The sequence below is a fragment of the Myxococcus sp. MxC21-1 genome, assembly GCF_032612255.1.
In the GTDB taxonomy this organism is placed as follows: Bacteria; Myxococcota; Myxococcia; order Myxococcales; family Myxococcaceae; genus Myxococcus; species Myxococcus virescens.
Map to the genome: position 1 here is coordinate 7,654,794 of NZ_CP123278.1, position 24,805 is coordinate 7,679,598.

At 69.5% G+C, this 24,805-nt stretch carries 24 protein-coding genes and 1 pseudogene; 18 read left to right on the top strand and 7 right to left on the bottom strand.

Features of this window, described 5'->3' with window-relative positions; translation table 11 throughout:
* Positions 1-120 precede the first annotated feature (120 nt).
* The 8 genes from QEG98_RS34120 to QEG98_RS34155 all read left to right on the top strand — a co-directional run bounded on the left by QEG98_RS34120 (position 121) and on the right by QEG98_RS34155 (position 8,531).
* On the top strand, positions 121-1,467 hold the full coding sequence (locus tag QEG98_RS34120; RefSeq protein WP_316564273.1) for a serine/threonine-protein kinase: 1,347 nt from the start codon (positions 121-123) through the stop codon (positions 1,465-1,467).
* Between the two features lie 38 nt (positions 1,468-1,505).
* Positions 1,506-2,090, top strand: coding sequence for a hypothetical protein (locus tag QEG98_RS34125; RefSeq protein WP_316564274.1), 585 nt, complete (start codon positions 1,506-1,508; stop codon positions 2,088-2,090).
* Positions 2,091-2,151: 61 nt separating this feature from the next.
* Positions 2,152-2,955 carry a hypothetical protein gene (locus QEG98_RS34130; protein ID WP_316564275.1) on the top strand — a complete coding sequence of 268 codons (804 nt, stop codon included), beginning with the start codon at positions 2,152-2,154 and terminating at the stop codon, positions 2,953-2,955.
* 14 nt (positions 2,956-2,969) lie between these two features.
* Positions 2,970-3,794, top strand: a complete 825-nt coding sequence (locus QEG98_RS34135) for a hypothetical protein (protein ID WP_316564276.1) — start codon at positions 2,970-2,972, stop codon at positions 3,792-3,794.
* Between the two features lie 313 nt (positions 3,795-4,107).
* Positions 4,108-5,523: an L-serine ammonia-lyase gene (locus tag QEG98_RS34140; protein WP_090493423.1), complete on the top strand. Its 1,416-nt coding sequence runs from the start codon at positions 4,108-4,110 to the stop codon at positions 5,521-5,523.
* A 123-nt stretch (positions 5,524-5,646) separates the two neighbouring features.
* Positions 5,647-6,213: an SRPBCC family protein gene (locus QEG98_RS34145; RefSeq protein WP_316564277.1), complete on the top strand. Its 567-nt coding sequence runs from the start codon at positions 5,647-5,649 to the stop codon at positions 6,211-6,213.
* A 156-nt stretch (positions 6,214-6,369) separates the two neighbouring features.
* Complete coding sequence (locus QEG98_RS34150; RefSeq protein WP_316564278.1) at positions 6,370-7,998, top strand: catalase; 1,629 nt, start codon at positions 6,370-6,372, stop codon at positions 7,996-7,998.
* Positions 7,977-8,531: a DJ-1/PfpI family protein gene (locus QEG98_RS34155; protein WP_316564279.1), complete on the top strand. Its 555-nt coding sequence runs from the start codon at positions 7,977-7,979 to the stop codon at positions 8,529-8,531. The genes QEG98_RS34150 and QEG98_RS34155 overlap by 22 nt, the downstream gene beginning before the upstream one ends.
* On the opposite strand, the gene QEG98_RS34160 is transcribed toward QEG98_RS34155, so the two are convergent.
* The 6 genes from QEG98_RS34160 to QEG98_RS34185 all read right to left on the bottom strand — a co-directional run bounded on the left by QEG98_RS34160 (position 8,520) and on the right by QEG98_RS34185 (position 13,930).
* Positions 8,520-9,530, bottom strand: a complete 1,011-nt coding sequence (locus QEG98_RS34160) for a hypothetical protein (protein ID WP_316564280.1) — start codon at positions 9,528-9,530, stop codon at positions 8,520-8,522. The two genes, QEG98_RS34155 and QEG98_RS34160, sit on opposite strands and share 12 nt — an antisense overlap.
* 93 nt (positions 9,531-9,623) lie before the next feature.
* On the bottom strand, positions 9,624-11,336 hold the full coding sequence (locus tag QEG98_RS34165; protein WP_316564281.1) for a sodium:solute symporter: 1,713 nt from the start codon (positions 11,334-11,336) through the stop codon (positions 9,624-9,626).
* Positions 11,333-11,512: a hypothetical protein gene (locus QEG98_RS34170; RefSeq protein ID WP_011556135.1), complete on the bottom strand. Its 180-nt coding sequence runs from the start codon at positions 11,510-11,512 to the stop codon at positions 11,333-11,335. The genes QEG98_RS34165 and QEG98_RS34170 overlap by 4 nt, the downstream gene beginning before the upstream one ends.
* Positions 11,509-12,210, bottom strand: coding sequence for a hypothetical protein (locus QEG98_RS34175; protein WP_316564282.1), 702 nt, complete (start codon positions 12,208-12,210; stop codon positions 11,509-11,511). Before QEG98_RS34175 ends, QEG98_RS34170 begins: the two co-directional genes overlap by 4 nt.
* Entirely contained in the window at positions 12,183-13,121 is a 939-nt protein-coding gene (locus QEG98_RS34180) for a hypothetical protein (protein ID WP_316564283.1), read from the bottom strand. Before QEG98_RS34180 ends, QEG98_RS34175 begins: the two co-directional genes overlap by 28 nt.
* Positions 13,010-13,930 carry a PIG-L family deacetylase gene (locus QEG98_RS34185; protein WP_316564284.1) on the bottom strand — a complete coding sequence of 307 codons (921 nt, stop codon included), beginning with the start codon at positions 13,928-13,930 and terminating at the stop codon, positions 13,010-13,012. The genes QEG98_RS34180 and QEG98_RS34185 overlap by 112 nt, the downstream gene beginning before the upstream one ends.
* A gap of 154 nt (positions 13,931-14,084) precedes the next feature.
* Between QEG98_RS34185 and bshC the strand changes: the two are divergent.
* The 3 genes and pseudogenes from bshC (at position 14,085) to bshA (ending at position 17,719) form a co-directional block, all read left to right on the top strand.
* Positions 14,085-15,756 (top strand): annotated as a pseudogene (gene bshC / locus QEG98_RS34190) (bacillithiol biosynthesis cysteine-adding enzyme BshC).
* Positions 15,753-16,559, top strand: a complete 807-nt coding sequence (bshB1, locus tag QEG98_RS34195) for a bacillithiol biosynthesis deacetylase BshB1 (RefSeq protein ID WP_316564285.1) — start codon at positions 15,753-15,755, stop codon at positions 16,557-16,559. The pseudogene bshC and the gene bshB1 overlap by 4 nt, the downstream one beginning before the upstream one ends.
* Positions 16,556-17,719 carry an N-acetyl-alpha-D-glucosaminyl L-malate synthase BshA gene (bshA, locus tag QEG98_RS34200; RefSeq protein WP_090493441.1) on the top strand — a complete coding sequence of 388 codons (1,164 nt, stop codon included), beginning with the start codon at positions 16,556-16,558 and terminating at the stop codon, positions 17,717-17,719. Before bshB1 ends, bshA begins: the two co-directional genes overlap by 4 nt.
* Before the next feature lie 20 nt (positions 17,720-17,739).
* Here the strand turns inward: bshA and QEG98_RS34205 are convergent, their stop codons facing one another.
* Positions 17,740-18,588 (bottom strand): DUF2911 domain-containing protein, encoded by an 849-nt coding sequence (locus QEG98_RS34205; RefSeq protein WP_316564286.1) that lies wholly within the window; start codon positions 18,586-18,588, stop codon positions 17,740-17,742.
* A gap of 227 nt (positions 18,589-18,815) precedes the next feature.
* Here QEG98_RS34205 and QEG98_RS34210 point away from each other — a divergent pair, with 227 nt between their 5' ends.
* The 7 genes from QEG98_RS34210 to QEG98_RS34240 all read left to right on the top strand — a co-directional run bounded on the left by QEG98_RS34210 (position 18,816) and on the right by QEG98_RS34240 (position 24,772).
* Positions 18,816-20,108 carry an AAA family ATPase gene (locus tag QEG98_RS34210; RefSeq protein ID WP_316564287.1) on the top strand — a complete coding sequence of 431 codons (1,293 nt, stop codon included), beginning with the start codon at positions 18,816-18,818 and terminating at the stop codon, positions 20,106-20,108.
* 178 nt (positions 20,109-20,286) lie between these two features.
* Positions 20,287-21,222 (top strand): proline racemase family protein, encoded by a 936-nt coding sequence (locus QEG98_RS34215; RefSeq protein WP_316564288.1) that lies wholly within the window; start codon positions 20,287-20,289, stop codon positions 21,220-21,222.
* The gene (locus QEG98_RS34220; protein ID WP_316564289.1) at positions 21,219-22,355 is read left to right on the top strand and encodes an FAD-dependent oxidoreductase; all 1,137 of its coding nucleotides are present in this window, start codon (positions 21,219-21,221) and stop codon (positions 22,353-22,355) included. The genes QEG98_RS34215 and QEG98_RS34220 overlap by 4 nt, the downstream gene beginning before the upstream one ends.
* On the top strand, positions 22,348-22,617 hold the full coding sequence (locus QEG98_RS34225) for a (2Fe-2S)-binding protein (protein ID WP_316564290.1): 270 nt from the start codon (positions 22,348-22,350) through the stop codon (positions 22,615-22,617). Before QEG98_RS34220 ends, QEG98_RS34225 begins: the two co-directional genes overlap by 8 nt.
* Entirely contained in the window at positions 22,610-23,602 is a 993-nt protein-coding gene (locus QEG98_RS34230) for an FAD/NAD(P)-binding oxidoreductase (protein ID WP_316564291.1), read from the top strand. The genes QEG98_RS34225 and QEG98_RS34230 overlap by 8 nt, the downstream gene beginning before the upstream one ends.
* 64 nt (positions 23,603-23,666) lie before the next feature.
* Positions 23,667-23,885: a hypothetical protein gene (locus QEG98_RS34235; protein WP_316564292.1), complete on the top strand. Its 219-nt coding sequence runs from the start codon at positions 23,667-23,669 to the stop codon at positions 23,883-23,885.
* Positions 23,882-24,772: a dihydrodipicolinate synthase family protein gene (locus tag QEG98_RS34240; protein WP_316564293.1), complete on the top strand. Its 891-nt coding sequence runs from the start codon at positions 23,882-23,884 to the stop codon at positions 24,770-24,772. The genes QEG98_RS34235 and QEG98_RS34240 overlap by 4 nt, the downstream gene beginning before the upstream one ends.
* The last annotated feature ends 33 nt before the right edge of the window (positions 24,773-24,805 follow it).

Below are 24,805 nucleotides of genomic sequence, written 5' to 3' on the forward strand. Positions count from 1 at the left end.
CCCCGGAATGCCCTGCCTGAGAGTCCCAGCCCCATGACCCTACCCGCTGACGGTGACCTCCGAATTGATGAGGTCCTGCGGAATACGTACAGGATTGTCTCCCTGCTGGGACGGGGAGGAATGGGCTCGGTGTACCTGGCCCAACACCTGCGGCTTCCCGGCAAGCAGGTGGCGGTCAAGGTGCTGCGTGGCGGCGACCACCTGACGCCCGAAATCTTCGCGCGCTTCCGCCGGGAGGCGGAGATTGCCTCGCGGCTGGGCCACCCCAACATCGTCGAGGTGCTCGACTACGACACCCTGGAGAACGGCAACCCCTTCCTGGTGCTGGAGTACCTGCGCGGTGAGAGCCTCCAGGAGCGTCTGGCGCGCGGGCGCCTGCCCATGGAGGACGTGGTCTCCTTCACCCGGCAGATGGGCTCGGCCCTCCAGGCGGCGCACGGCGCGGGCGTCATCCACCGCGACCTGAAGCCAGCCAACGTGTTCCTGGTGCCCACCGACTCCGGTGGCGTGGTGGGCGAGCGCGTGAAGCTGCTCGACTTCGGCATCTCCAAGGTCCTCAGCTCCACGACTGTGCAGACGCAGGAGGCGACCATCATCGGGACGCCTCAGTACATGTCACCGGAGCAGGCCCAGGGGAAGAACCGGGACATCGACGCGCGCACGGACGTCTTCGCGCTGGGGTGCATCGTCTACGAGATGATGGCCGGCAAGCCCGTGTTCGGCTCAGGCAGCCTCGCCCAGATGATCTTCCGCGTCGTCTATGAGCCGCCCGAGCCCCTGGCCCCGCTCTGTCCCGAGGCCACGCCGGAGGCCATCTCCGCGGTGATGCGCGCGCTCGCCAAGAGCGTGGACGAGCGCTACCCGGACGTCTCCTCCTTCATCGAGGACCTGACGGGCACGCCGCTACACTCGCTGTCCACCACGGCGGGCAACCAGCCCGCCCCACGTCCCCAGGCCCCGGTGTCCGGAATCGCGCTGCCCTCCACGGGCCCGGCCTCACTCTCCGCCACCGCCCCACCCGGAAGCCTGAAGGTGGCACCGGACACGGGCCGCGAGGGCTTCGATTCCACGATGGCGCCCGGCACCGGCTCGCAGGGCTTCAGTGCATCCGCCACGGGGCAGATGGGCGTGGTGCAGGCGCAGGGCTTCAGTCCATCCGCGACGGGGCAGATGGGCGTGGCGCAGTTGTCCGCCGCATCGCTCATCGACCCGCCTGGCCTGGAGCCCACGCTCATCTCGAAGCAGCTTCCGGCCATTCCCGTGCCGGAACGCCCCGCTCAGCACCACACGGCCGTGAGCGTTCCCGTGCCCATCCCGGGCGCCGCCGAGGCCCATGCCGCCGCGGCGCAGTTGTCCGCCCCGCCCATGCCCGTCTCACCGCCCCCGCGGCAAAGGGGCGCGGTGCATTCATCGGCGCCACCGCGGCGGTCCTCCTGGCCTCCAGCGTGGGACTCGTCTGGTGGATGAAGGGTGGCGCCTCCGGCACGGGCTCGCCCACGACGCCCGTGGCGGACGCCCGCGCGCCCCAGGACGCGCAGCATGCCAACGGTGCGCAGCAGGCCAACGGCACGCAGCAGCCCAACGATGCGCAGCAGCCCAACGATGCGCAGCAGCCCAACGATGCGCAGCAGCCCAACGGCCAGCAGGCAAACGGCACGCAGCAGACAAACGGCACGCAGCAGGCAAACGGCACGCAGCAGGCAAACGGCACGCAGCAGGCAAACGGCACGCAGACTCCGCCGGACACAGAGAACGCGCAGCAGGTGGTGGTGGCCACTGTCACCCCGCCCGACAAGCCGACCTCTCGCCCGGTGACGCGTCCCGAGCCCAAGGAAGAACTTCCCGAGCAGGTCCGCAAGCTGTTGAAGGAAGGAGAAAGCGCGTTGGCCTCGGGTGACGCCAGCCGCGCCATCGCGCTGGCACGCAGCAGCCAGCGCACGAAGCGCTCCATGGCGGCGTATTCGCTGCTCACCCGCGCCTACTGCCAGCAAAAGGACCTGGGCGGTGCGGTCAGCGAGTGGCCCAAGGTCGCGTCAGCGGAGCGTGCCAAGGTCAAGAAGTTCTGCCAGAAGCACGACATCGAGCTCTGAAACAGCGGGCCATCCGGGTTGGGGGGCCCTCATGCAACACGAGGTGATTCGCTTGAGAAACATGGTCGCAGTGATTGTCACGGCAGTCGCGCTGGGGGCGTCGCAGGCCCTGGCCGCCGCGCCGGTGGAAGCTGGCAAGGTGTACTCCGGTACGGAGGGCGAAGAGGTGGCCGTGGTGCCGCTCACGCCCCGTTCCGACAAGAAGTTCATCCTGCGCGTGAAGGGCACGGGCTCGGAGTTCGACGGCCTGGTGTTCCCCTACGAGCAGAACGACTGGAGCACCCGCAGCACCGAGCAGTTCAACTACAGCACCCAGTGGCACGGCCGGAAGTACACGGCCCTGCACGTACGCGACACGAAGTACGAGCTCTACGTGCCCGGCCGCCAGCGCCCCATCCGCCTGGCCTATGACGAGAAGAAGACCGCCGCGCTGAAGCCGGAGGAGGTCTACGCGCAGCACCAGAAGCAGATGAAGGACGGCACCCTGGCGAAGCTGATGGCCTTCGACCGCAAGGGAGAGGAGTCCGGCCACAACAAGGAACTTGCCGCCACCCTCCAGGAGATGAACAACGCGTGTGGCACGTCCGTGGCCGCCCGCATCGACTGGAGCAGCATCAACGAGGACCACCTCAAGGAACTGAGCATCTCCAGCTTCTGTGGCACCCCGCTGACCAGCCTCAAGGAGCTGTGTACGGCGTCCGCCATCGCGAAGCAGACCATCCAGGAGAAGGTGAAGCAGGTCAGCTGCCGCTTCGGCTCCGCGCTGGAGCCCAAGATTGAGGCGGACCGCGTCATCTGGACGACCTCCCGCGATGCCCCCAATCAGGACAAGTTCGCCACCAAGTACTTCAAGCAGAACCTGTAGTCGGAGCCTTCACGATGCGATTCCAGCGTTTCGCCTTCGCGGCGATGTCTTTCGCGTGTACCGCCGCCATGGCGGCCGAGCCCATCCAGCCCCCCTGGGGCAAGGAGTCCAACCTCGGCGAGAAGATGATGTTGGAGGCCACGTCGGTGTGCACCGACGGCAAGGGCCACTTCGTGGCACTCACGCCCGACGACGAGGACACCAACGCCGTCCTCTACTACGGCGATGAGAAGCAGTTCGTCCAGGTGCCCCGCCCCGGCCCCTACACGTCGGCCACGTCCTTCCTGGACCCGCGCTTCTTCAACAAGGGCGCGAACCCCAACTTCCGCGGCATCGACTGGCGGGTGATGTCGAGCGTGGAGATTGACCGCAAGGAGCGCACCTGCTCCCTGACCTGCGGTGAGAAGAAGATTCCCCTCACCATGCTGGACGGTGAGCCGGCCGCGGAGCTGCTGCGCAAGGCCACCTTCCAGCCCAACCCGCAGAAGTTCGTGCCCTACGCGCTGCTGCGTGACACCAAGGGCGCCTACTACTTCGTGGACCGTGGCTTCCACGAGGCGGAGAAGAAGAACTACCGCGTCTTCATCGGGCCGCGCGGCAACCTGAAGGCCCAGAAGATGACCAACGTCATCTCCGACTCCGAAGGCGAGATCTTCTCCACCAAGCGCGGTGACCTCCGCCTGCTGCTCGACAAGGCGAAGCCCGCCCTGTGGATTGAAAACACCAAGCGCCGCCTGGAGCTGCGCCAGGTGCCCGTGGAGGAGAACCTGCCGCTCATCTACAACGAGCTCGGTGTGTACGAAGGTGCGCGCCTGGGCACGCCCTGCGACGACCAGTAGCCGTCCGTCAGCACGAGGGCCGGGAGCCGGCGTCCCACGGACGTCTTCCCGGCCCTTCGTGTCTTTGGCGTCAGCGGCTCCCGCGGCGCGCCGTCGCTCGAGCCCGCCACTGCGACGCAGCGGGCCAGAGACCGGCCAGACAACGCACCGCGTCTAGCGCATCACACGCGCACGGCACGGAGGACGCTCGCCTGGAGTGCGACCCACCCGCGCTCGTTGGACTTCCAATGACGTTCATCCGTCCACGCGGTGACATGCGCTTCGGCGGAGGGACACTGGGACGGAACTGGAAACGTGGCATGTTGCGCTCGCCATGGCCGTCAGCGTCTTCGACCTCTTCAAGATTGGAATCGGACCCTCCAGCTCGCACACCGTCGGGCCCATGCGAGCGGCGCGCATGTTCGCCCGGAAGCTGGCGGACACGGGCGTGCTGGAGCGGCTCACCCGGCTCAAGGTGGAGCTGTTCGGCTCGCTGGGCGCGACGGGCAAGGGCCACGGCAGCGACAAGGCCGTGGTGCTGGGCCTGATGGGCGAGACACCGGAGGCCGTGGACGTGGAGGCCGTGCCCGCCATCATTTCCCGCTGGCGCGCGGAAGGCCGCGTGGCGCTGCTCGGTCAGCGCGAGGTGACGTTCCGAGACGGCGAGCACCTGGTCATGCACCGCCGCCGCTCGCTGCCCTTCCATCCCAACGGCATGCGCTTCACCGCCTCCGGCGCGGACGGCGCGGAGCTGGCGTCGGCCGCCTACTACTCCGTGGGTGGCGGCTTCATCGTCGACGAGTCCGCCGCCGCGGCGGGCAAGGACCCGCTGAGCAAGGACACCACGCCGCTGCCCTTCCCCTTCCAGTCCGCCGCCGAGCTGCTGGCCCACTGCGAGCGCGAGCGCATGAGCTTCAGCTCGCTCATGCTCGCCAACGAGAAGACCTGGCGCGACGAGGCGGAGATTCGCGCCGGGCTGCTGCGCGTCTGGGATGTGATGCAGGCCTGCGTGCGCCGCGGCTGCACCAGCGGCGGCATCCTCCCCGGTGGCCTCAAGGTGGAGCGCCGCGCCGCGGGCATGTACCAGAAGCTCATCAGCCGTCCCGAGGCCGGCCTCACCAACCCGCTCACCGTGCTGGACTGGGTGAACCTCTACGCCCTGGCCGTCAACGAGGAGAACGCGGCGGGAGGCCGCGTCGTCACCGCGCCCACCAACGGCGCCGCGGGCATCATCCCCGCCGTCCTGCACTACTACTGGCGCTTCGTGCCCGGCGCGAACGAAGACGGCGTGGTGCGCTTCCTGCTCACCGCCGGCGCCATTGGCGTGCTCTACAAGGAGAACGCCTCCATCAGCGGCGCGGAGGTGGGCTGCCAGGGTGAAGTCGGCAGCGCCTGCTCCATGGCCGCGGGGGCGCTCACGGAGGTCATGGGGGGCACGCCGCTCCAGGTGGAGAACGCGGCGGAGATCGCCATGGAGCACAACCTGGGCCTCACCTGCGACCCCATTGGCGGACTGGTGCAGGTGCCGTGCATCGAGCGCAACGCCATGGCCTCCGTGAAGGCCATCAACGCCACGCGCATGGCCCTCCACGGCGACGGGCGCCACTTCGTCAGCCTGGACAAGGTCATCCGGACGATGCGCGACACCGGCCGCGACATGAAGGACAAGTACAAGGAGACGGCGCGAGGGGGGCTGGCCGCCAACGTGCTGGAGGTGGCCAACCTGAGCGTGGGCCTTCCGGAATGCTGAGCCGCAACCAATCTCCGTCGTAGTCGTTGTGCTGTGCGTGGGTTGCGTGGGGCGCCGGACACGCTTTAAGACGCGCGCCAGGAGCGCGGCCATCCCAGGCCGCCTCCTGAGGACCCACTCCCCATGCTCAAGAAGATTCTCGTCGGCCTCGCCGCCGTCATCCTGCTGTTCGTCGGCTTCGTCGTCACCCGTCCCGACACGTTCACCTATCAGCGCACCGCGGTGCTCCCCGTGTCCGCGGACATCGCCTTCGCGCTGGTGAATGACTTCCGCCGCTGGACGGATTGGTCCCCCTGGGACGGTCTGGACCCGCAGCAGCAGCGCACCTACTCCGGCCCGGAGTCAGGCACGGGCGCGGGCTACGCCTGGGTGGGTAACGACCAGGTCGGTGAGGGCCGGATGACCATCACCGACAGCAAGGCCAACGAGCAGGTCACCATCAAGCTCGAGTTCATCAAGCCCTTCGCCGCCACCAACACCACCACCTTCACCTTCAGCGCCGCCGAGGGCGGCACCCAGGTCGTCTGGGCCATGTCCGGCGAGAACAACTTCGTGAGCAAGGCGATGAGCCTGCTCATGGACATGGAGGCCATGATTGGGAAGGACTTCGAGAAGGGCCTGGCGACCATGAAGGACGTCGCCGTGGCCGACGCGAAGAAGCGCGCGGAGGCCGCGCCCGCCGTGCCGTGATGCACGCCTGACGCCACGAGGTCCGAGCGCGCGGTGGTGGACACTGCCACGCGCGCGAGTGCCGACTCGCCGACGTCCCCCCAAGCCTCATGGCCTCAGGGTGGACGCGGCCAGCGTAGACGGCGCCTTCACCTCTCTCGTTGGCGACAGGCTCCCATGAAATTGCGCAAGCCCTCGGCGAAGACCCGGCCCACCACGCTCAAGAGCGAAAGCCTCGAACCCCACCGGATGCATGCGGTGGGGAAGGTCCTCACCACGGACCAGGGCATTCCCATCTCGGACACGGACAACTCGCTGAAGGCCGGCATCCGCGGCCCCACGCTCCTGGAGGACTTCCACTTCCGGGAGAAGATGATGCGCTTCGACCACGAGCGCATCCCGGAGCGCGCCGTCCACGCGCGGGGCGCGGGCGCCCACGGTTACTTCCAGGTCTACAAGTCGCTGGAGAAGTACACCCAGGCCCGCTTCCTCACCGACCCGTCCCTGCGCACACCGGTGTTCGTGCGCTTCTCCACCGTGGGCGGCTCACGTGGCTCGGCGGACACCGTGCGTGACGTGCGCGGCTTCGCCACCAAGTTCTATACGGAGGAAGGCAACTTCGACCTGGTGGGCAACAACATGCCCGTCTTCTTCATCCAGGACGGCATCAAGTTCCCGGACTTCGTCCACGCGGTCAAACCCGAGCCGCACAACGAAATCCCCCAGGCGTCCTCGGCGCATGACTCGCTCTGGGACTTCGTCTCGCTCGTCCCCGAGACGACGCACATGATCATGTGGCTGATGTCGGACCGCGCCATTCCGCGCAGCTTCCGGATGATGGAGGGCTTCGGCGTCCACACCTTCCGGCTGGTCAACGCGGCCGGCAAGGCGAACCTGGTCAAGTTCCACTGGAAGCCGCTGCTGGGCAACCACGCGCTCGTGTGGGACGAGGCCCAGAAGCTGTCCGGCAAGGACCCGGACTTCCACCGCCGCGACCTCTGGGAGTCCATCGAGCGCGGTGACTTCCCCGAGTACGAGCTGGGGCTGCAAATCATCCCCGAAGGCGACGAGCTCAAATACGGCTTCGACCTGCTGGACGCCACCAAGCTGCTCCCCGAGGAGCTGGTGCCGGTGCAGCGCGTGGGCAAGCTGACGCTCAACCGCAACCCGGACAACTTCTTCGCGGAGACGGAGCAAGTGGCCTTCTGCGTGGCCAACATCGTCCCCGGCATCGACTTCACCAATGACCCGCTGATGCAGGCGCGACTCTTCTCGTACCTGGACACGCAGCTCACGCGGCTGGGCGGGCCCAACTTCGCGGAGCTGTCCATCAACAAGCCGGTGTGCCCCGTCACCAACCACCAGCAGGACGGCTTCGGGCGACAGACCATTCCCACGTCGCGCGCCAACTACCACCCCAACTCCCTGGGCGGCGGCTGCCCGGTGCTGGCGAACCCCGCGAGCGCCTTCCGCCACACCCAGGAGCGCGTGGAGGGCCACACGATTCGCGCGCGCAGCGGCAGCTTCAGCGACCACTTCAGCCAGGCAACCCTCTTCTACAAGAGCCTGTCGAAGCCGGAGCAGGAGCACCTCGTGGCCGCGCTCGAGTTCGAGGTCGGCAAGGTGGAGCGCGTGGAGATTCGCGAGCGCGTGGTGAACCAGATTCTGGTGAACGTGGACCCGGAGCTGGCCGTGCGCGTGGCGCGCGCCGTGGGCGTCACGCCACCGAAGGCGACCAGGCCCCCAAGCCGTCCAAGGCCGCGGGCAAGAAGGCGGCGCCCTCGGTGGAGACGTCCCCGGCGCTGAGCATGGAGAACTCGCCGCATGACTCCATCCGGACGCGGAAGATCGCGGCCCTGGTATCGGACGGGTTCGCCGGCAAGGAGCTGGACGGCGTGCGCAAGGTGCTGGAGGAGCGCGGCGCGACGCTGGAGCTGGTGGGCCCCACGCTGAGCCCGGTGACGAGCCAGGAAGGCCGGGAGGAGCGGCCCCTGCGGACCTTCTCCACGGCGTCCTCCGTCATGTACGACGCCGTCTACGTGCCCGGTGGAGAGAAGAGCGTCGCGGCCCTGCGGCGCGCGCCGCTGGCGGTGGACTTCGTGCGCGAGGCCTACGTGCACTGCAAGGCGCTGGCGCTCTCCGCGGACGCCAACACCCTGCTGGACGCCGCGGGCGTGCGCGACCTGGAGGCACCGCCGAGCAAGGGCCTGGACGCCACCCGAGGCATCGTCCGCAGCGCGAAGGTGGAGACGAAGGGCCTCGGCCAGCTCTTCGCCGAGTCCATCGCCCGCCGCCACTGGGAGCGTGAGGCCCCGCCCCCGCGTAGCTCAGCCGCCTGAGCCCATCCGCCCCGCGAGCAGGCCCAGCACGAAGGCCAGCACGGCCAGCAGTCCCGCCCAGACGGGCGGGACGCCCTTCGCGGAGGCGGAAGGGCTCGCGACGCGCACCGCGCCCGCTTCCTCGGGGACGATGACGCGGACCTTGATGACGGCCTGGGTGAGCACGGCCTCGACGTCGGTGAGGAAGCGCTCGTACTCCTCGGCCTGCATCTCCAGCGGCTCGCCGTGGTGAAGCTCGTACCGCTTCGCCACCGCTTCGAAGTTGCGGAGCTGGGCCTCGCGCTTGGACACGTCCACCCAGCCACACGTCAGCGAGGTCCCCGCGCCCTTGCGAGGCACCAGGGAGATGGCCTGCCGCGCCAGCTTCCCGCCCGCGGTGCTGGGCCCTTCCGGCTCGTCGATGCGCAGCACCCGGTGAGGACCGCGGCCATACATCTTCGTCGACAGCGCGTCGCGGAGCTGCTCGGCCAGCAGCGCCGAGTGGTTCGCGAACATCGTCCGCAGCGCGGGAGCCTCTTCCGCGGCCACCACCTTCGCGCCCAGGGGCTCCAACGGACTCAGCCGCACCACGCCCACGCTGGCGGGGGACGCACTGGCCTTGGGCGGGCTGGCGCGCTTCTCCGGGCCTCCGCGCGGCCTGGGAGGTGTCGGAGGCATGACCTCCGTGTGGACCTCGGCAGGCGGCGCTGGAGGCTCGGTCCGCGCGCTTCTGGGTGCGCTGCGTGAGCGCCCCGCCCGGACGGGCCTCGCGTCCGGGACGGGCCCCATCCGCGTCTCCAGCGCGGGAGGCTCCAAGGGGAGCAGGTCCTCCTCGTGGGAGAAGGACTCCACGGGGCCCATGCGCGTTTCCTCGAAGCGGGGCTCCACGGGCCCCATGCGCGTCTCCTCGGGGCGCGTGAAGAGCGGAATGTCCCGCGTCGCGTCCTCGTCCTCTTCCGGGGCGATGCGTGGCTCCTCGGAACGCCCCGGGCGACCGGGCCGCCTCTTCCCGTCAGACATGTCCGTCCCTCTCCCGGGCGAGCATACTTCAAGGCCGGGCCGGCGCCCCTTCACGGACGCCTCCCGGCCTTCACCGCCCTGGACGCCGCGGACTCAGGCCCCCGGCGCCGGGGCTGGCGTCTCGCCGCTCGGCAGGACGGCCTGCATCACCAGGCTCAGCGCCACCACCAGCGCACAGCCGATGACGTTGAACCAGAGGTAGCCCACGTCGGAGAGGAAGAAGAGGGCAATCACCGCCGCCTGGGAGATGACGGCCGCCGCGAACACGGCATGGCCGCGCACGCGCTTCACGAAGAAGGCCACCAGGAAGATGCCCAGCACCGTGCCGTAGAAGATGGAGCCCAGGATGTTCACCGCCTGGATGAGGTTGTCCAAGAGCGACGCGAAGGTCGCGAAGCCCACCGCGACGATGCCCCAGAACACGGTGAACAGCTTCGACGCCACCAGCACGTGCCGGTCGGAAGCGTTGCGCTGGAAGACCCGCCGGTAGAAGTCCACCGTCGTCGTCGTGCCCAGGGCCGTCAGCTCGCTGGCGATGGAGCTCATGGCCGCGGACAGGATGACGGCGATGAGCAGGCCGAACAGGCCGCTGGGCAGCCAGCGCTTCACGAAGGAGATGAAGATGTAGTCGGAGTCCTTCGTCTCCGCGCCCGGCAGCGCGCGGGCCACCAGGTCCTTGGCCTCCTTGCGGACGGCGCTCGCCTCCTGCGCGCGGCCCTGCAGCAGCGCCCGCGACGCATCCCCGGCCGCCACGTCGCCTGAATCGACGGCCGACAGGTAGCGCTCCACTTCCGCGCGCTTGCCGGACTGGACCTGCTCCCACTTCGACTCCAGCGCGGCGTACTCGGCCGCCTGCGCCGTGCCCTGCACGCGGGTGCGCAGCGCCTCGTTGAAGAGCAGCGGCGGCGTGTTGAACTGGTAGAAGGCGAAGACGAGAATCCCGACGAAGAGGATGAGGAACTGCATCGGGATTTTCAGCACGCCGTTGAAGAGCAGCCCCAGCCGGCTCTCGGAGATGGAGCGGCCGGAGAGATAGCGCCCCACCTGCGACTGGTCCGTGCCGAAGTACGACAGGGACAGGAACAGTCCTCCGGTGATGCCGGACCAGAAGTTGTAGCGGTCCTGCATGTCGAAGTCGAAGCTGACCACGTTCATCCGGCCGAAGGCACCCGCGACGTCCACCGCCTTGCCGAACGACACGTGCTCCGGCAGCCGCCAGATGATGACGATGGCGGCCACCACCATGCCGCCCATCATCACCACCATCTGCTGCTTCTGCGTCTGGCTCACCGCCTTGGCCCCACCCGTCACCGTGTAGAGGATGACCACCGCCCCCATGACGATGACGGTGGGCTCCAGCGGCCAGCCGAGGATGGCGGAGAGGATGATGGCGGGCGCGTAGATGGTGATGCCGGCCGCGAGTCCCCGCTGGATGAGGAAGAGAAAGGCGCCCAAGAGCCGCGTCTTCAGGTCGAAGCGTGACTCCAGGTACTCATAGGCCGTGATGACATTCAGCCGGTAGTAGATGGGCACGAAGACGGCGCTGATGATGATCATCGCGATCGGCAGTCCGAAGTAGAACTGCACGAAGCGCATCCCGTCCTCGTAGGCCTGCCCGGGGACGGAGAGGAACGTGATGGCGCTGGCCTGCGTGGCCATCACCGCCAGGCCGATGGTGGGCCACTTCAGCTCACGGCCACCGCGCAGGTACTCGTCGCTGGTGGCCGTCCCTCGGGACTTCCAGAGGCCCCACGCCACGATGAACGCGATGGTGCCACCGAGCACCAACCAGTCGAGCCCCGTCACGAATACACCTCCGTGAGCACCCAACCCAGGGCGAGGAACAGGACGAAGGTGCCCAGCACCAGGATGTAGATGTTCCGCCACGAGCCCAGCAGCGGCGGCGCGTCATCGAGCTCGGGCCGGGGCGCGGGGACCTCGGCGGAAGGCTCACTCGGATTCAGATGGGGGGCAGTGCTCATTGAGAAAGGATGTTGGCCAACAGGCGGTAGGCGCCGGGAACGCCGGCGGGAAGCTGACGGAAGAAAGCGAGGCCCGTGTAGACGAACGTGCCCTTGCCATGGCGGGCGACCAGCAGCGCGCCCTGGAGCGGCGCCTCGCCGGCATCGTGCATGGCGAACACGGGCTGGTAGCGAGCGTCCCACGACGACGCGAAGTAGAGGCCGCGCTCCTGCACCCAGCCCTCGAAGTCCGCGGCCGTCAGCGCATTGGGCGCGCGCAGCAGCGGCTCATCGGCGCGGAGCGGCGTCATCACCGCCGTCTCATCCGTCACCCGGTCGCGGCCAATCTCCAGTGGATAGGGCCCGACGAAGGACGTGAGCGGCCCCACGCGGCTGTTGGTGTTGTACTGCACCACCAGCCGGCCGCCGCCTTCCACGTACTGGAGCAGCCGCTCCCGGTGGACGGTCAGGTGCGTGTTGGCGTTGAAGGCGCGCACGCCCACGAGGATGGCGTCGAAGCGCTCCAGCTTCTCCTGGGCCAGCCGCTCCTCGGGGAGCAGCGTCACCTCGTAGCCCACCGCGCTCAGGCTCTCCGCGACGCGGTCGCCCGGCCCCGGGATGTAGCCGATGCGCTTGCCCTTCGTGGCCAGCGAGAGCGGCACCACCGTGGCCGTGGAGGGCTGGCGCACCGTCAGCGGCGGGATGTGGGGATAGGACACGGAGCGGGCACGCCAGGACCAGGCGCGGTCCCCCACGTCGACATCCACGAAGAGGTCACCCTTCCGCGCCGAGCCTGGGGCGGCGTCACCTGGAAGGTGACGGTGCGCTCGTCTCCGCGCGCCGCGAGCTTGAACTCCACCGATGCGGGCTCCACGCGCCACCCGGGCGGCGCCACCATCCGCACCGTGCCCGGCACCTGGTCCATCCCCGCGGCCAGCACCACCGGCACGGCACGGGACGCCCCGTTGGGGAACATGAGCACGTCCTGCGCCAGCGTGGCGGTGACGGGCGGGACGACCTCGAAGTCACGGTAGAGCTCGCCGCGCACCGGGTCCGTCCAGACGTAGACCACCGGACGCACCGCGCGGAAGCGCCGGCCCGCGACCTTGTATTCGAACGCCACCGACAGCGCGGGAACGCCCTCTGGCTGGCCGGTGAGCGCGCGGTCCTCGCCCTCGAGCGTGTAGAGCCCTCCCGTGACAGGCTCGCGGAGCCAGTAGGGCGTGGAGATGGGCGCCGTCGTCGGCAGCGTCACCGTGCGCGACAGCTTCAAGGGCACGTTCGCCCCCAGCGCCTTCCCCACGGCCTCGGGCTTCTCGCCCGGCAGCGTCAGCCCCACCCACTCGACGGCGGCGGGCGAGCGGTTCAGCGCCACCACGTCCAACGCCACCGGCAGCCCCGGGATGCCCGTGGGCGCGGCGGCACGCACCTCCAGGAACAGACCCGCGCAGGCGGCGATGAGCGCCTCCGTCTCCCGCAGCTTGGGCGCCTTCCACGGATGGGTGTCCGGCAGCGCGGTCAGCGCCTCGTGGACACGGACGAGCGAGGGAAGGGAGCGGTGGGGGCGCGCGCATCGAACGCCTTCGTCGCGGCGGCCACCGCGCGGGACACGGCCTCGGAGCCCTTCCAACGCCTCCAGGAGAAGTCGAGCCCCTCGAACACGTCGCGCTTCGGCAGCGTCCCCGCCAGCGGGGTGAAGTACTCCGTGCTGGGGCCTCGGTCCACGGCCTGGCCGAAGCCCTGGCTCTTGTGCTGGCTGCGGCTCTCCGCGGCCACCTCGCCCCACGAACGCCCGAGCAACGCGTCGTAGCCGCCCACCTCCAGCTTCACGTAGCGGGACAGGTCCTCATCGGGCTTGAACCACCATTGGGAGGCGTTCTGCAGCAGGCGGTCCGCCTTCCACGGCTTCACCTCGGAGAGCTGCTCGGGGAAGCGCTTCGGGTCGGCGGCGGCGATGAAGGCCTCCGCCGCGAGCAGCGCGGAGGCCGTGTGGTGGCCGTGGTTCGGCGGCTCCGTGGTGAAGCGGGTGATGATGACGTCTGGCTGGAAGCGGCGGATGGCGAGCACCACGTCCGCCAGCACCTCTTCATGTCCCCAGATGCGCAGCGCCTCTTCCGCGCTCTTCGAGTAACCGAAGTCCCGCGCCCGCGTGAAGAACTGCTCCGCGCCGTCCACGCGCCGCGCGGCGAGCAGCTCGTGCGTGCGGATGAGCCCCAACAAGGCGTCCTGCTCGGTGCCGATGAGGTTCTGCCCACCATCGCCGCGCGTCACGGACAAGTAACCCGCGCGCAGGCCGCGCTCTCCCACCAGCCAGGCGAGCAAGCGCGTGTTCTCGTCGTCCGGGTGGGCCGCGACATAGAGGACACTGCCCGTCACACCGAGCCGCTTCAGGCCCGCCGCGATTTCACCCGCATGGAGCTGCCGAGGAGGCTGCGCCACCGCCTTCGACCCGATTCCAAGGCTCATGGCCAGCGTCATTCCGAGGAGCAGGTTCCGCATTCGGGCGGACCCTATAACAAGCCTCTCCCCTGCGCGCGGCTCGCGTTCGCCCAGGGATGACACACGCCGTCACGGCCGCACATGACGTGCAAGCGTGCACTTCCGGTGGCGCGCCCGTCGCGACCTGTTATCACGGCATGCCGTGACGTCCCCGTTCTCGACCGCGTGGCTTCGCGGAGATGCGTCCGCGCTCTCCTTCCTTCCCGACGACTATCGACACCGTGAAGCGCGCGCCCGGGCCGTGGCCGCCGCCGCATCGCGCGCGGTGTCGCCCGCGCTGCTGGACGTCCTCGGTGCGCAGAACGCGCGCCTCGCGCCCAGTCCCGCGCGGGAGCGCAACCTCGCGCTGCTCGCGAAGCCTGGCACCGTCGCGGTGGTGACGGGGCAGCAGATGGGCCTCTTCCTGGGGCCGCTGTACACGCTCTACAAAGCCGCGTCCGCCATCGTCACGGCGCGCGCGCTTCAGGAAGAAACCGGCCGGCCCTGTGTTCCCGTCTTCTGGCTCCAGACGGAGGACCACGACCTCCCGGAGATTGACCACTGTGTCATCCCACGTCCGGGCGGAGGGCCCTGTCGCCTGGCGCTCGAGCTTCCGGATGCAGCAACGTCTCGAGCGCCCATCGCCCACCGCCACCTTGGACCGAGCGTCCTCCCCGCCCTGGCCACCCTCCGCGCCGAGCTGGAAGCAGAACCCCATGCGGAGGAATTCCTCTCCCTGCTGGAGCGGGCCTACCGCCCTGAAGCCACGCTCGCGGGAGCCTTCACCGACGTCCTGTCCTCCCTCTTCGCCGACGAGGGACTCGTCTTCCTCGACCCGAGAGACGCACGACTGGCGCCACTCGCCGCTCCCGTGCACCGCTTCGCCCTCCAGGAAGCGGGGGCACTCTCCTCGGTGCTCGCGGCCCGAGCGGAGGCGCTCACCCGCGCGGGCTACACGGTGCAGGTCCATGTCCGTCCGGGCTCGCCGCTCAGCTTCTTCTCACCCGATGCGCTCGATGGCCCGCGCTACCGGCTGGACCCGGCGGAAGCGGGCGCCTGGAGCCTGGTGGGTCACCCGGAAGGCAGCGCCATCCCCCAGGACGCGCTGCATGCCGCCCTGGAGCGAGAGCCGCTGCGCTTCACCACGTCCGCGCTGCTGCGCCCTCCTCCAGGACACGTGGCTCCCCACGGCCGCGTATGTCGGCGGCCCGGGCGAGCTGGCCTACTTCGCGCAACTGGCACCGCTCTACGCCCACGCGGGCCGTCCGATGCCGCTCGCCATTCCCCGGGCCCGCTTCCGCGTGCTCGATGACCGCACGCGACGGTGGCTGGGCAAGGTGGGGCTCCAGCCGGATGAGGTGAACGTGCCGCGCGACGCGCTGCTCACGCGGCTGGCCACGCGTGATGCCCCGGAGTCGCTGGAGACACCCGAGGCCCTGGAGGCCCGCCTCTTCGGCGCATTCTCCTCCGAGCTGGAGCGCGTCGCCGGGCAGGTGTCCGCGGTGGACGCGAACCTCCAGGACGCGCTGCGCCGCACCCAGGGCACGGTGCGTGTCGCGGTGTCCCGGCTGACGGGCCGCTACCGCCGCGCGCTCGCCCGGCGTGATGCCACCGCGGCCGAACAGGTGGACCGCCTGCGCACCTTCCTCTTCCCGGAGGACGCGCCCCAGGAGCGGATCCTCGGGCTGCCCTACTTCGCCTGCCGCATCGGGACGCGCGCCTTCACGAAGACGGTGCTGGACGCGTGTGTCCCCTTCTCCGGTGACTCGAAGGACCTGACGCCATGAGCGCGACCGGCACCGCCTACGGCATCGACGTCCTCGCCTTTGGCCCACACCCGGATGACGTGGAGCTGTTCTGCGGCGGGCTGCTGGCGAGCATGGCCGCCCGTGGCTACCGCACCGGCATCGTCGACCTGACGCGCGGCGAGAAGAGTTCGCGCGGCACGCTCCAGTCCCGCGCGGAGGAGACGGAAGCCGCCACCCGCGCGCTGGGGCTGGCCCACCGGGAGAACCTGGAGCTGCCCGACGGCTGGCTCAATCCGTGGGCGGGCTTCGACACGCCCGAGCCCGAGCGCGCCCGCACCGCCGCCGTGGCCCGCGTGGTGGAAGCGCTGCGCCGCCTGCGCCCGGAGCTGGTCGTCGTGCCCTGGGAGCAGGAGCGCCACCCGGACCACGAGGCCGCCAGTGCGCTGGTGACGCGCGCCCTCTTCTTCGCAGGCGTGCGCAAGTTCGACGCGGAGCCCGCCGCGGAGCCCTTCACGCCGCGGCAGGTCCTCTACTACCCGATGCGGCACCTGGCCGAGCCCAGCGTCATCGTCGACGTCTCCGCCGTCTACGAGCGCAAGCTGGCGGCGGTGCACTGCTATGCCAGCCAGGTGCTGCCCCGTCCGGACGCCCCGCCCACGCTGGTGGGCTCACCGCTGTCAGTGTCCTCGCTGGAAGCCCGGGATCGCTTCCATGGCGCGCAGATTGGCGTCACCCACGGCGAGCCCTACATCCTCCGCGAGGCGTTGGGGCTGGCCGACCCGCTCGACCATTTTCGCAGGAATAGCTTCGCCAAGCCCCTGTTCTTCCCGTCACGCACATGAACGCCCCGCTCAACGTGGCCATCACCTGCTTTCCAACCTTCGGTGGCAGCGGCATGGTCGCCACGGAGATTGGCCTCGCGATGGCGGACCGGGGCCACCGCGTCCACTTCATCGCTCGGGACCTGCCGGTCCGCCTCCATGGCGCGAATCGGAAGGTCGTCTTCCACGAGGTGACGGAGAGCGACTACCCGGCGCTTCAGCAGTCTGGCACCTATCCCATCGCGCTGGCCTCCAAGATGATCGAGGTCGCCAGCTACGAGCGCCTGGACATCCTGCACGTCCACTACGCGGTGCCCCACGCCACCGCCGCGTGGATGGCGCGCGAGGTGCTGGGCCACAAGGCGCCGCGAGTCGTCACCACGCTGCACGGGACGGACACCACGCTGGTGGGAATCGACCCCAGCTACCTGCCGATTACGCGCTTCTCCATCACGCGAAGCGACGCGGTGACGGTGCCGTCGGCCTACCTGCGCCGCGCGACGTGGCGGGGCTTCGACATTCCCGAGAGCGTCCCCATCGACGTCATCACCAACTTCGTGGACACCGCCCGCTATGCCCCGGTGCGAGACCGCGCCTGCCTGCGCGCGCTCTTCCCCGCCCTGCGTGACCACGAGCCGGTGCTCATCCACGTCTCCAACTTCCGGCCGGTGAAGCGCATCACCGACGTGGTCGCCATCTTCACCGAGGTCCACCGCCACCGTCCCTGCCGCCTGGTGATGGTGGGAGACGGTCCAGAGCGCTCGCCCGCGGAGCGGATGCTTCGGGAGATGGGCCTGGAGGGCCGCGTCGCGTTCCTCGGCAAGCAGGACCGCTTCGAGGAGCTGGTCGCCGCCTCCGACGTCTTCCTGCTCCCCAGCGAGCAGGAGAGCTTCGGGCTCGCCGCGCTGGAAGCGCTCAGCTGCGGCGTTCCCGTGGTGGCCAGCGACCTGGGCGGAATCCCGGAGCTCGTCACGCACGGGGAGACGGGCTTCCTGGCGCCGCTGGGTGACGTCCCGGCCATGGCCCGGCACGTGCTCACATTGGTCGAGGACGCGGAGCGTTGGCAGGGCTTCTCACACCGCGCGCGGGCGCAGGTCCTGGAACGCTTCCAGAAGGAACCCGCCATCGACCGCTACGAGGCGCTCTACCGCCGGCTCCTGACGGGGCCCCTCCGTCGCTGAGGAGCCCCGGGAGTGGCTGGCTACTTCTTGTTCTTCCACTCCGCCAGCGCCTTGGAGACCTGGTCACGGTAGAAGAAGTTCTTGTCCTTCTGCCCCAGGTCCCACGCGGTCTGCGCGGCCTTGCGGGCCTCGCTGTACTTGCCCATCTGCGACAGGACGCCCGCGCGAACCCAGTGGTTGTACCAGGTGCCGTTGGCGGCCACGGCCGCGTCGGCGTGCTTCAGCGCCGCGGCGTAGTCCTTGGTGGTCTCCGCCACGTAGGAGGCGGCGCTCACGTGCATGCCGGCAATGCCCTTCTGCGCCTCCGCGATGTTGGCCTTCGCGATGGCCGCCGTGTCCACCGTGATGGGGACGGAGACGCGCAGCTTCTCCCACTCCAGGTCCAGCCGCGTGCTGTTGTCCGTGGTGTCGGTGAAGAGGTACGTCAGGCGCTCACGCGACGGAATCTCCGTGGTGGTGGCGCTCACCGAGGCCACATCCTTGGAGGTGTCGTAGGGCGCGCCGCCCCGCCACAGGCCCAGGTCCGTGTTCAGCATCACCTTCCAACCCTTCTGCGAGGGCAGGCTGACGATGGCGTAGGAGCCCGCCGGAACGGCCTTGCCGCCGAAGGTGACGGGGTGGCTGAAGGTAATCTTCGTCGCCGAGTTGGCGCCGCTGCGCCACGCCTTGTCATTGGGGACCAGGTCGCCCCAGACCTTCCGGCCCTTCACCGCCGGGCTGGAATATTCGACGGAAATCTCGGAGACGCCCACCTCCTGCGTCACCTTCGCCGCGGGGCTGGCGGCCGGCAGCTTGAGTTGAGCCAGCGCGGGCATCGCCGACAGGGTCATGAGCGCGGAGGCCATACCGCTGAGAAGCTGGTTCTTCATCGTCCTCACTTCGTCCTTTCCGACCCGGAGGGGTCGCAGAGCCGGCGGAGTGTATAGACGAGGTCTCGCTCCACCTCACGTTCCACCTTGGCCTGCACCGCGTCATGCGGCGAGCGTCCAGGGAGGGGCTCGGGCGCCCTCTACACACGAAAGGAGGTGGACATTCCGTGACATTGCGCGGTTCCCCCGCGCGCCCACACTGGCCATGCTGCGCGCCGAGGAGACCCATGAAGCTCACGCGGCTCGAGGTCCATCACTACCGGAACGTCCTCCCTGGCACCTCGCTGGTGTTCAGTCCGTCGTCCAATCTGGTGCTGGGGGAGAACGGCACCGGCAGGACGACGCTACTGGAGCTCATCTCCACGGTGCTCGGCTCGGACTTCTCCGGCCTCATCCACGAGCCGTTCGCGCTGGAGTACGACCTGGCGTTTCCGGGCATGAAGCTGCACGTCTTCGTCCGGAACGAGGAGAACGCGCCGGCGCCAGACACGGAAGCACCGCCGAGAAAGGGCTCCGCGCTGATGCCGCTGCGCACGCCCGCACTGGACTCCTCGCTGCATCCGCGCATCGAAGTGGACGTGCAGTTCCATTCGCCGTCGGCCAGGTTGGTGATGCGTGCGGACGCGGCGGGCATGGACTGCAAGGTGGACGGCGAGGCCGTGTGGTCGCGGAGCATGCACTGGTCGCTGCTGGACCGGTCAGTGTGGACCCTGCTGTTCATGACGGCGCAGTACATCGACGCGGGGATGAAGGAGCGGCTCAAGGAGCTGCTGCGCCGTACGTTCCTGCTGGCGCCGCAGCGCTTCGATGAAGCGCTGGGGATGTTCGAACGCATCGGCGCCATCCGCTATGCCATGGAGGTGCGGGACGGCGAAGTGTTCCCGCTGGGGTTGATGGCGCTACCCACGTGGATGCCGGGGTGGCTGCGTGAGCAGATGGAGCAGCCATCCGTCAAGGACGTGCTGGAGCTGACGCACGACGCGCGCGAAGGCAGCTTCCTGGCGAAGTTCGTGGGGCTGGGGGGCTTTGAGACGGGCCGCTTCCGCGTGGAGGTGCTGGAGAAGCGGTCGTTCGAGAACGGCGGGCGCGTGGGCTTTGGGGGCTTTGGCTTCGAGTTCACGCGGCGCGATGGCCGGGTGCTGACGCACGAGGCGTTGGGCTTCGGGCAGAAGCGGCTGCTGTCACTGCTCTATTACTTGGACGTGAACGAGGACTTCGCCATCGCGGACGAGCTGGGCAATGGGCTGCATCCGCGCTGGGTGGAAGCGAGCATGCGGGAGCTGGGGGCACGGCAGGTATTTCTCACCAGCCAGAATCCGCTCCTCTTCGAGCACACGCTGTTTCCGTCCGCCGAGGCGCTGAGGGCGTCGCTCCTGCTGTGTGGCAACACGCGAGAGGATGGGCCGGAGCGCATCGCGTGGAAGAATCCCACACACGAAATCGCGGGCCGGCTCTTCGACGCGCACGGGCTGGGCGCACACCCGCTGGCGGAGCTGCTGCGCCAGCAGGGCCTGTGGTGAGCCCCGACCGTCGGCACCTCCCCACGGGCGCGCGTGTCCCCGGCGGGTGTCCCTGAGGGGGCTGCTCGCTGGCGCATTTGCGTGATTGCCTCGCGAGCGCGGTCGAATCTCCCAAGAAACAGCGCCTCGGGACTCCTAGGGTGGCGCATGGGAGGCCCGGGTAGCGGGAGCGGCTCGCATGCGGCGCATTCGTGTCATCGACAGTCATACCGGGGGAGAGCCCACGCGCGTGGTGACGGACGGAGGCCCGGAGCTGGGAGCGGGCGACCTGGCGAGCCTGCGCGAGCGCTTCCGCGAGGAGTTCGACGCCTTTCGCAAGGCCATCGTCTGCGAGCCCCGTGGGTCCGACGTCATGGTGGGCGCGCTGCTGTGTCCGCCTGTCAGCGCGTCGAGCGTCGCCGGCATCATCTTCTTCAACAACGTCGGTTATCTCGGGATGTGCGGCCACGGGACCATCGGCGTGGTGAAGACGCTGGAGTACCTGGGACGCATCGGCCCTGGCGTCCACTCACTGGAGACTCCCGTTGGCGTGGTGAAGGCCACGCTGCATCCGGATGGGCGCGTCAGCATCGCCAATGTGCCGAGCTACCGGTGGGCGCATGACGTGGCGGTGTCCGTGCCGGGACATGGCGAGGTGCGCGGCGACATCGCCTGGGGTGGCAACTGGTTCTTCCTCTCCCGCGCCACGCACCTGCCGCTGGAGTTGTCGCGGACTCCCGCGCTCCTGGCGTACACCTCCGCCATCAAGCAGGCGCTCTCGGACCAGGGCATCACCGGGGAGGGCGGCGCGGAGATCGACCACGTCGAGCTGTACGCTCCCTCTCCGACACCAGGGGTGGATGCTCGCAACTTCGTGCTCTGCCCGGGGCTGGCCTATGACCGCTCGCCGTGTGGCACCGGGACGAGCGCGAAGGTCGCGTGTCTGGCCGCCGAGGGTGTGCTCGCGGAAGGCGCGACGTGGGTGCAGGAGAGCATCCTCGGCAGTCGCTTCGAGGCGCGCTACGTCCGTGACGGTGCGCGCATCCTGCCCACCATCACCGGCACCGCGTCCGTCAACGCGGAGGCCACGCTGCTGGTGGACCCGACGGACCCCTTTGCCTGGGGCATCGGATGAGCGCCTTCGACTGCGTCATCGTCGGCGGTGGCATCGTCGGCGCGGCGCTCGCGGATGTGCTCAGTGCTGACGGCGTGTCGGTGGCGCTCGTCGAGGCGCGGTCCATCGGTGCGGGGACGACGGCGTGCGGCATGGGCCACCTGGTGGCCATGGATGACAACGCGGCGGAGCTCGCGCTGACGTCGTGGTCCGTGTCGCTGTGGCGCGAGCTCGCGGATGGACTGCCTCGCGCGGTGGAGTACGACGCGTGTGGCACCCTCTGGCTCGCCGCCGATGAAGAGGAGATGGCCGCTGTCTCCGCGAAGGTGGCCAACTACCGCGCCGCGGGCATCCGTGCCGAGGTGCTCGACAGCGCGGCGCTCCATGAGGCCGAGCCCGCGCTTGCTCCGGGACTCGTGGGAGCGCTGCGTGTCGTGGATGATGCCGTGCTGTATCCGCCGCTCGCCGCGCGGACCTTCGCGCTGCGTGCCCAGGCTCGGGGTGCGCGGCTGATGACGGGGAGTCCGGTTCGGGAGCTGCGCCCGGGAAGCGCCGTGCTCTCCCATGGGGAGGTGCTGACGGCACGGCACATCGTGCTCGCGGCGGGCGTGGCCAGTCCCGCGCTCTGCCCTGGGCTGCCCATCTCTCCGCGCAAGGGACACCTGCTCATCACCCGGCGCGGGGCGCCCGTGGTGCATCACCAACTGGTGGAGCTGGGCTACCTCAAGAGCGCGCACGGAACGGACGGCGCTTCCGTGGCGTTCAATGCCCAGCCGCGTGTCACGGGGCAGCTCCTGCTGGGCTCGTCGCGCCAGCCGGGCGATGCGACGCGCGAGGTGGACGCGGCGCTCCTGGACCGCATGCTGAAGCGCGCGGCCCTGTTCCTTCCGGGGCTCGATGGCTTGCAGGCACTGCGCGTCTGGACGGGCCTGCGTCCGGCGACACCCGATGGTCTGCCCTTGCTGGGGCCTCATCCGGAGAAGCCGTGGCTCTGGCTGGCTTGTGGCCATGAGGGGCTCGGCATCACCACCGCCACGGGCAGCGCGCGTCTGGTAGCGGACCAACTGCTCGGGCGCACCAGCGCCATCGATGCGCGTCCGTATTCACCCGCGCGCTTCCTGACGGTGTCCGCTCAGGAGGTTGCTCATGCATGAGCCCGCGTCGAAGGCCACCCCGCGCGTCACCCTGCGCATCAACGGACGTGCGGTCACGGTGCCAGTGGGAACGTCGGTCGCGGCTGCGCTGGCGATGACGGACCGCTTCGTCAGTCGCGCCGACTTGAGCGGGCGCCCCCGCGGGCCCCTCTGCGGAATGGGTGTCTGCTTCGAGTGCCGAGCCACCATCAATGGTGTTCCCGAGGTCCTCATGTGTCTGACGCCGTGCCGTGAGGACCAGGAGGTGGTGACCGATGCGTGAGGCCTGTGACCTCGTGGTCGTCGGCGCCGGACCTGGCGGACTCGCCGCCGCTTGCCGTGCGGCCGAGGCGGGGCTGGATGTGCTCGTCCTCGACGCCCAGCCCGAGCCCGGTGGGCAGGTCTGGAGAGGCGAGGCCCGAAAGGGCGCGAATCGCCTCGCGCGCCGGTGGCTCACCCGCTTCGCCGCGTCGGGCGCTCGCTTCCGTCCAGGCGCTCGCGTCGTCGCCGCGCCCGAGCCGGGAGTGCTCCTGATCGAAGAGGGCGCCTCCTCGTTCGCGGTGCGCTACGGCCGCGCGGTGCTCGCCACCGGCGCACGCGAGCGCTTCCTCCCGTTCCCTGGTTGGACACTGCCGGGCGTGCTGGGCGTCAGCGGCCTCCAGGTGCTCGTCAAGGATGGCCTCCCCATTCGCGGCAAGCGCGTGGTGCTCGCCGGCACGGGCCCGCTGTTGCTCGCCGCCGCCGCGACGATTCACGCCCACGGTGGCGAGGTCCGCTACATCGCCGAGCAGGCCGCCGCCGCGAGCCACTGGGGCTTCGCCCTCCAGCTCTGGCGACACCCCGCCAAGCTGCTCCAAGGCGCCTTGATGTCCGCGGCGCTCATCCGCGTGCCTACGTCCACGGACGCCTGGGTCATCGCCGCCGAAGGCGAGGGCCGGGTGGAGTCGGTCCGCCTGTCCGTGCGCGGTCGCGAGGAACGCCTGCGGTGCGACTACCTGGGCGCGGCCTACGGGCTCGTGCCCAATCTGGAAGTGGCCCGGCTGCTGGGCTGTGAGACCTCTGCCGGCGCGGTGGTCGTGAACGAGCGCCTGGAGACGCGAGTCTCCAAGGTCCACGCCGTGGGCGAGCTGCTCGGCATCGGCGGCGTGGACCAGGCGCTCGTCACCGGAGAGCTGGCCGGACTCGTCGCCGCGGAACAACCCATCCCTGTCGAGCTGGAGCGCACGGCATCGCGTCCGCGCGTTCTCCGTCCAGCTCGCGCTGCATGACGCGCCACGCGCGGAGCTGCGACGGCTGGCCACGCCCGACACGCTGCTGTGCCGCTGCGAGGACGTGCCCCTGTCCGCGATGGAGGGCTGTCAGAACCTGCGCGAGGCCCGGCTGTACGCCCGGCTGGGCATGGGCGCCTGTCAGGGCCGCACCTGCGGCACGGCGGCGCAAACCCTCTTCGGCTGGCCGGGAGAGGACGTGCGCCCACCCTGTCTTCCCGCGCGCATCGGCAGCCTGCGCCTTCCCCCGGACGTTTCCTCTACCCACACGAGAGAGTCATGAACCTCTGGACTGGTGTCCTCCCCGCCATCACCACCCCCTTCAACACGGACCTGTCCGTCGACCACGGCACGGTGCGCTCACACGTGCGCTGGCTGGTGTCGCAGGGCTGCACCGGCATCATCCCCTGCGGCTCACTGGGCGAAGGCGCGACGCTGAGCCTGGAGGAGAAGGCCGCGGTGATGCGCACGTGCGTGGACGCGGTGAAGGTGCCCGTCATCCCGGGCATCGCCGCCCTGTCCACGGAGGAGGCCGTGCGGCTGGCCCGCGCCGCGGAGGAGGCGGGCTGCGCCGGACTGATGGTGTTGCCCCCCTATGTCTATTCCAGCGACTGGCGCGAGATGAAGGCCCACATCTCCGCCGTCCTGCGCGCCACGAAGCTGCCGTGCCTGCTCTACAACAACCCCGTCGCCTACAAGACGGACTTCACCCCCGCCCACCTCGCGGAGCTGGCCGCCGAGCATGACAACGCGGTCGCCGTGAAGGAGTCCTCCACCGACGCCCGTCGCGTCACCGCCATTCGCGCCCTCCTGGGAGACCGGCTGGCCGTGGGCGTGGGCGTGGACGACTGCCTCGTCGAAGGTGTCGACGCGGGCGCGCGCTTCTGGGTGGCGGGGCTGGTCAATGCGTTCCCCGCCGAGTCCGTGCGACTGTTCGAGCTGGCCCTCGCCGGAAAGAAGCAGGCCGCTTTCGAGCTGTACCGCTGGTTCCTGCCGCTCTTGCGCCTGGACACCGTCACCAAGTTCATCCAGCTCATCAAGCTGGTCCAGCAGGAAGTCGGCTGGGGCCACGAGCGGGTGCGCGGGCCTCGGCTGGAGCTGACGGGTGCCGAGCGCGAGGAGTGCCTGCGCGTGCTGCGCGAGGCCCTGGCGAACCGGCCCGCGTTGTAGTGCCCCGTCGCGAAGTGTCCTGTATCGAAGCTG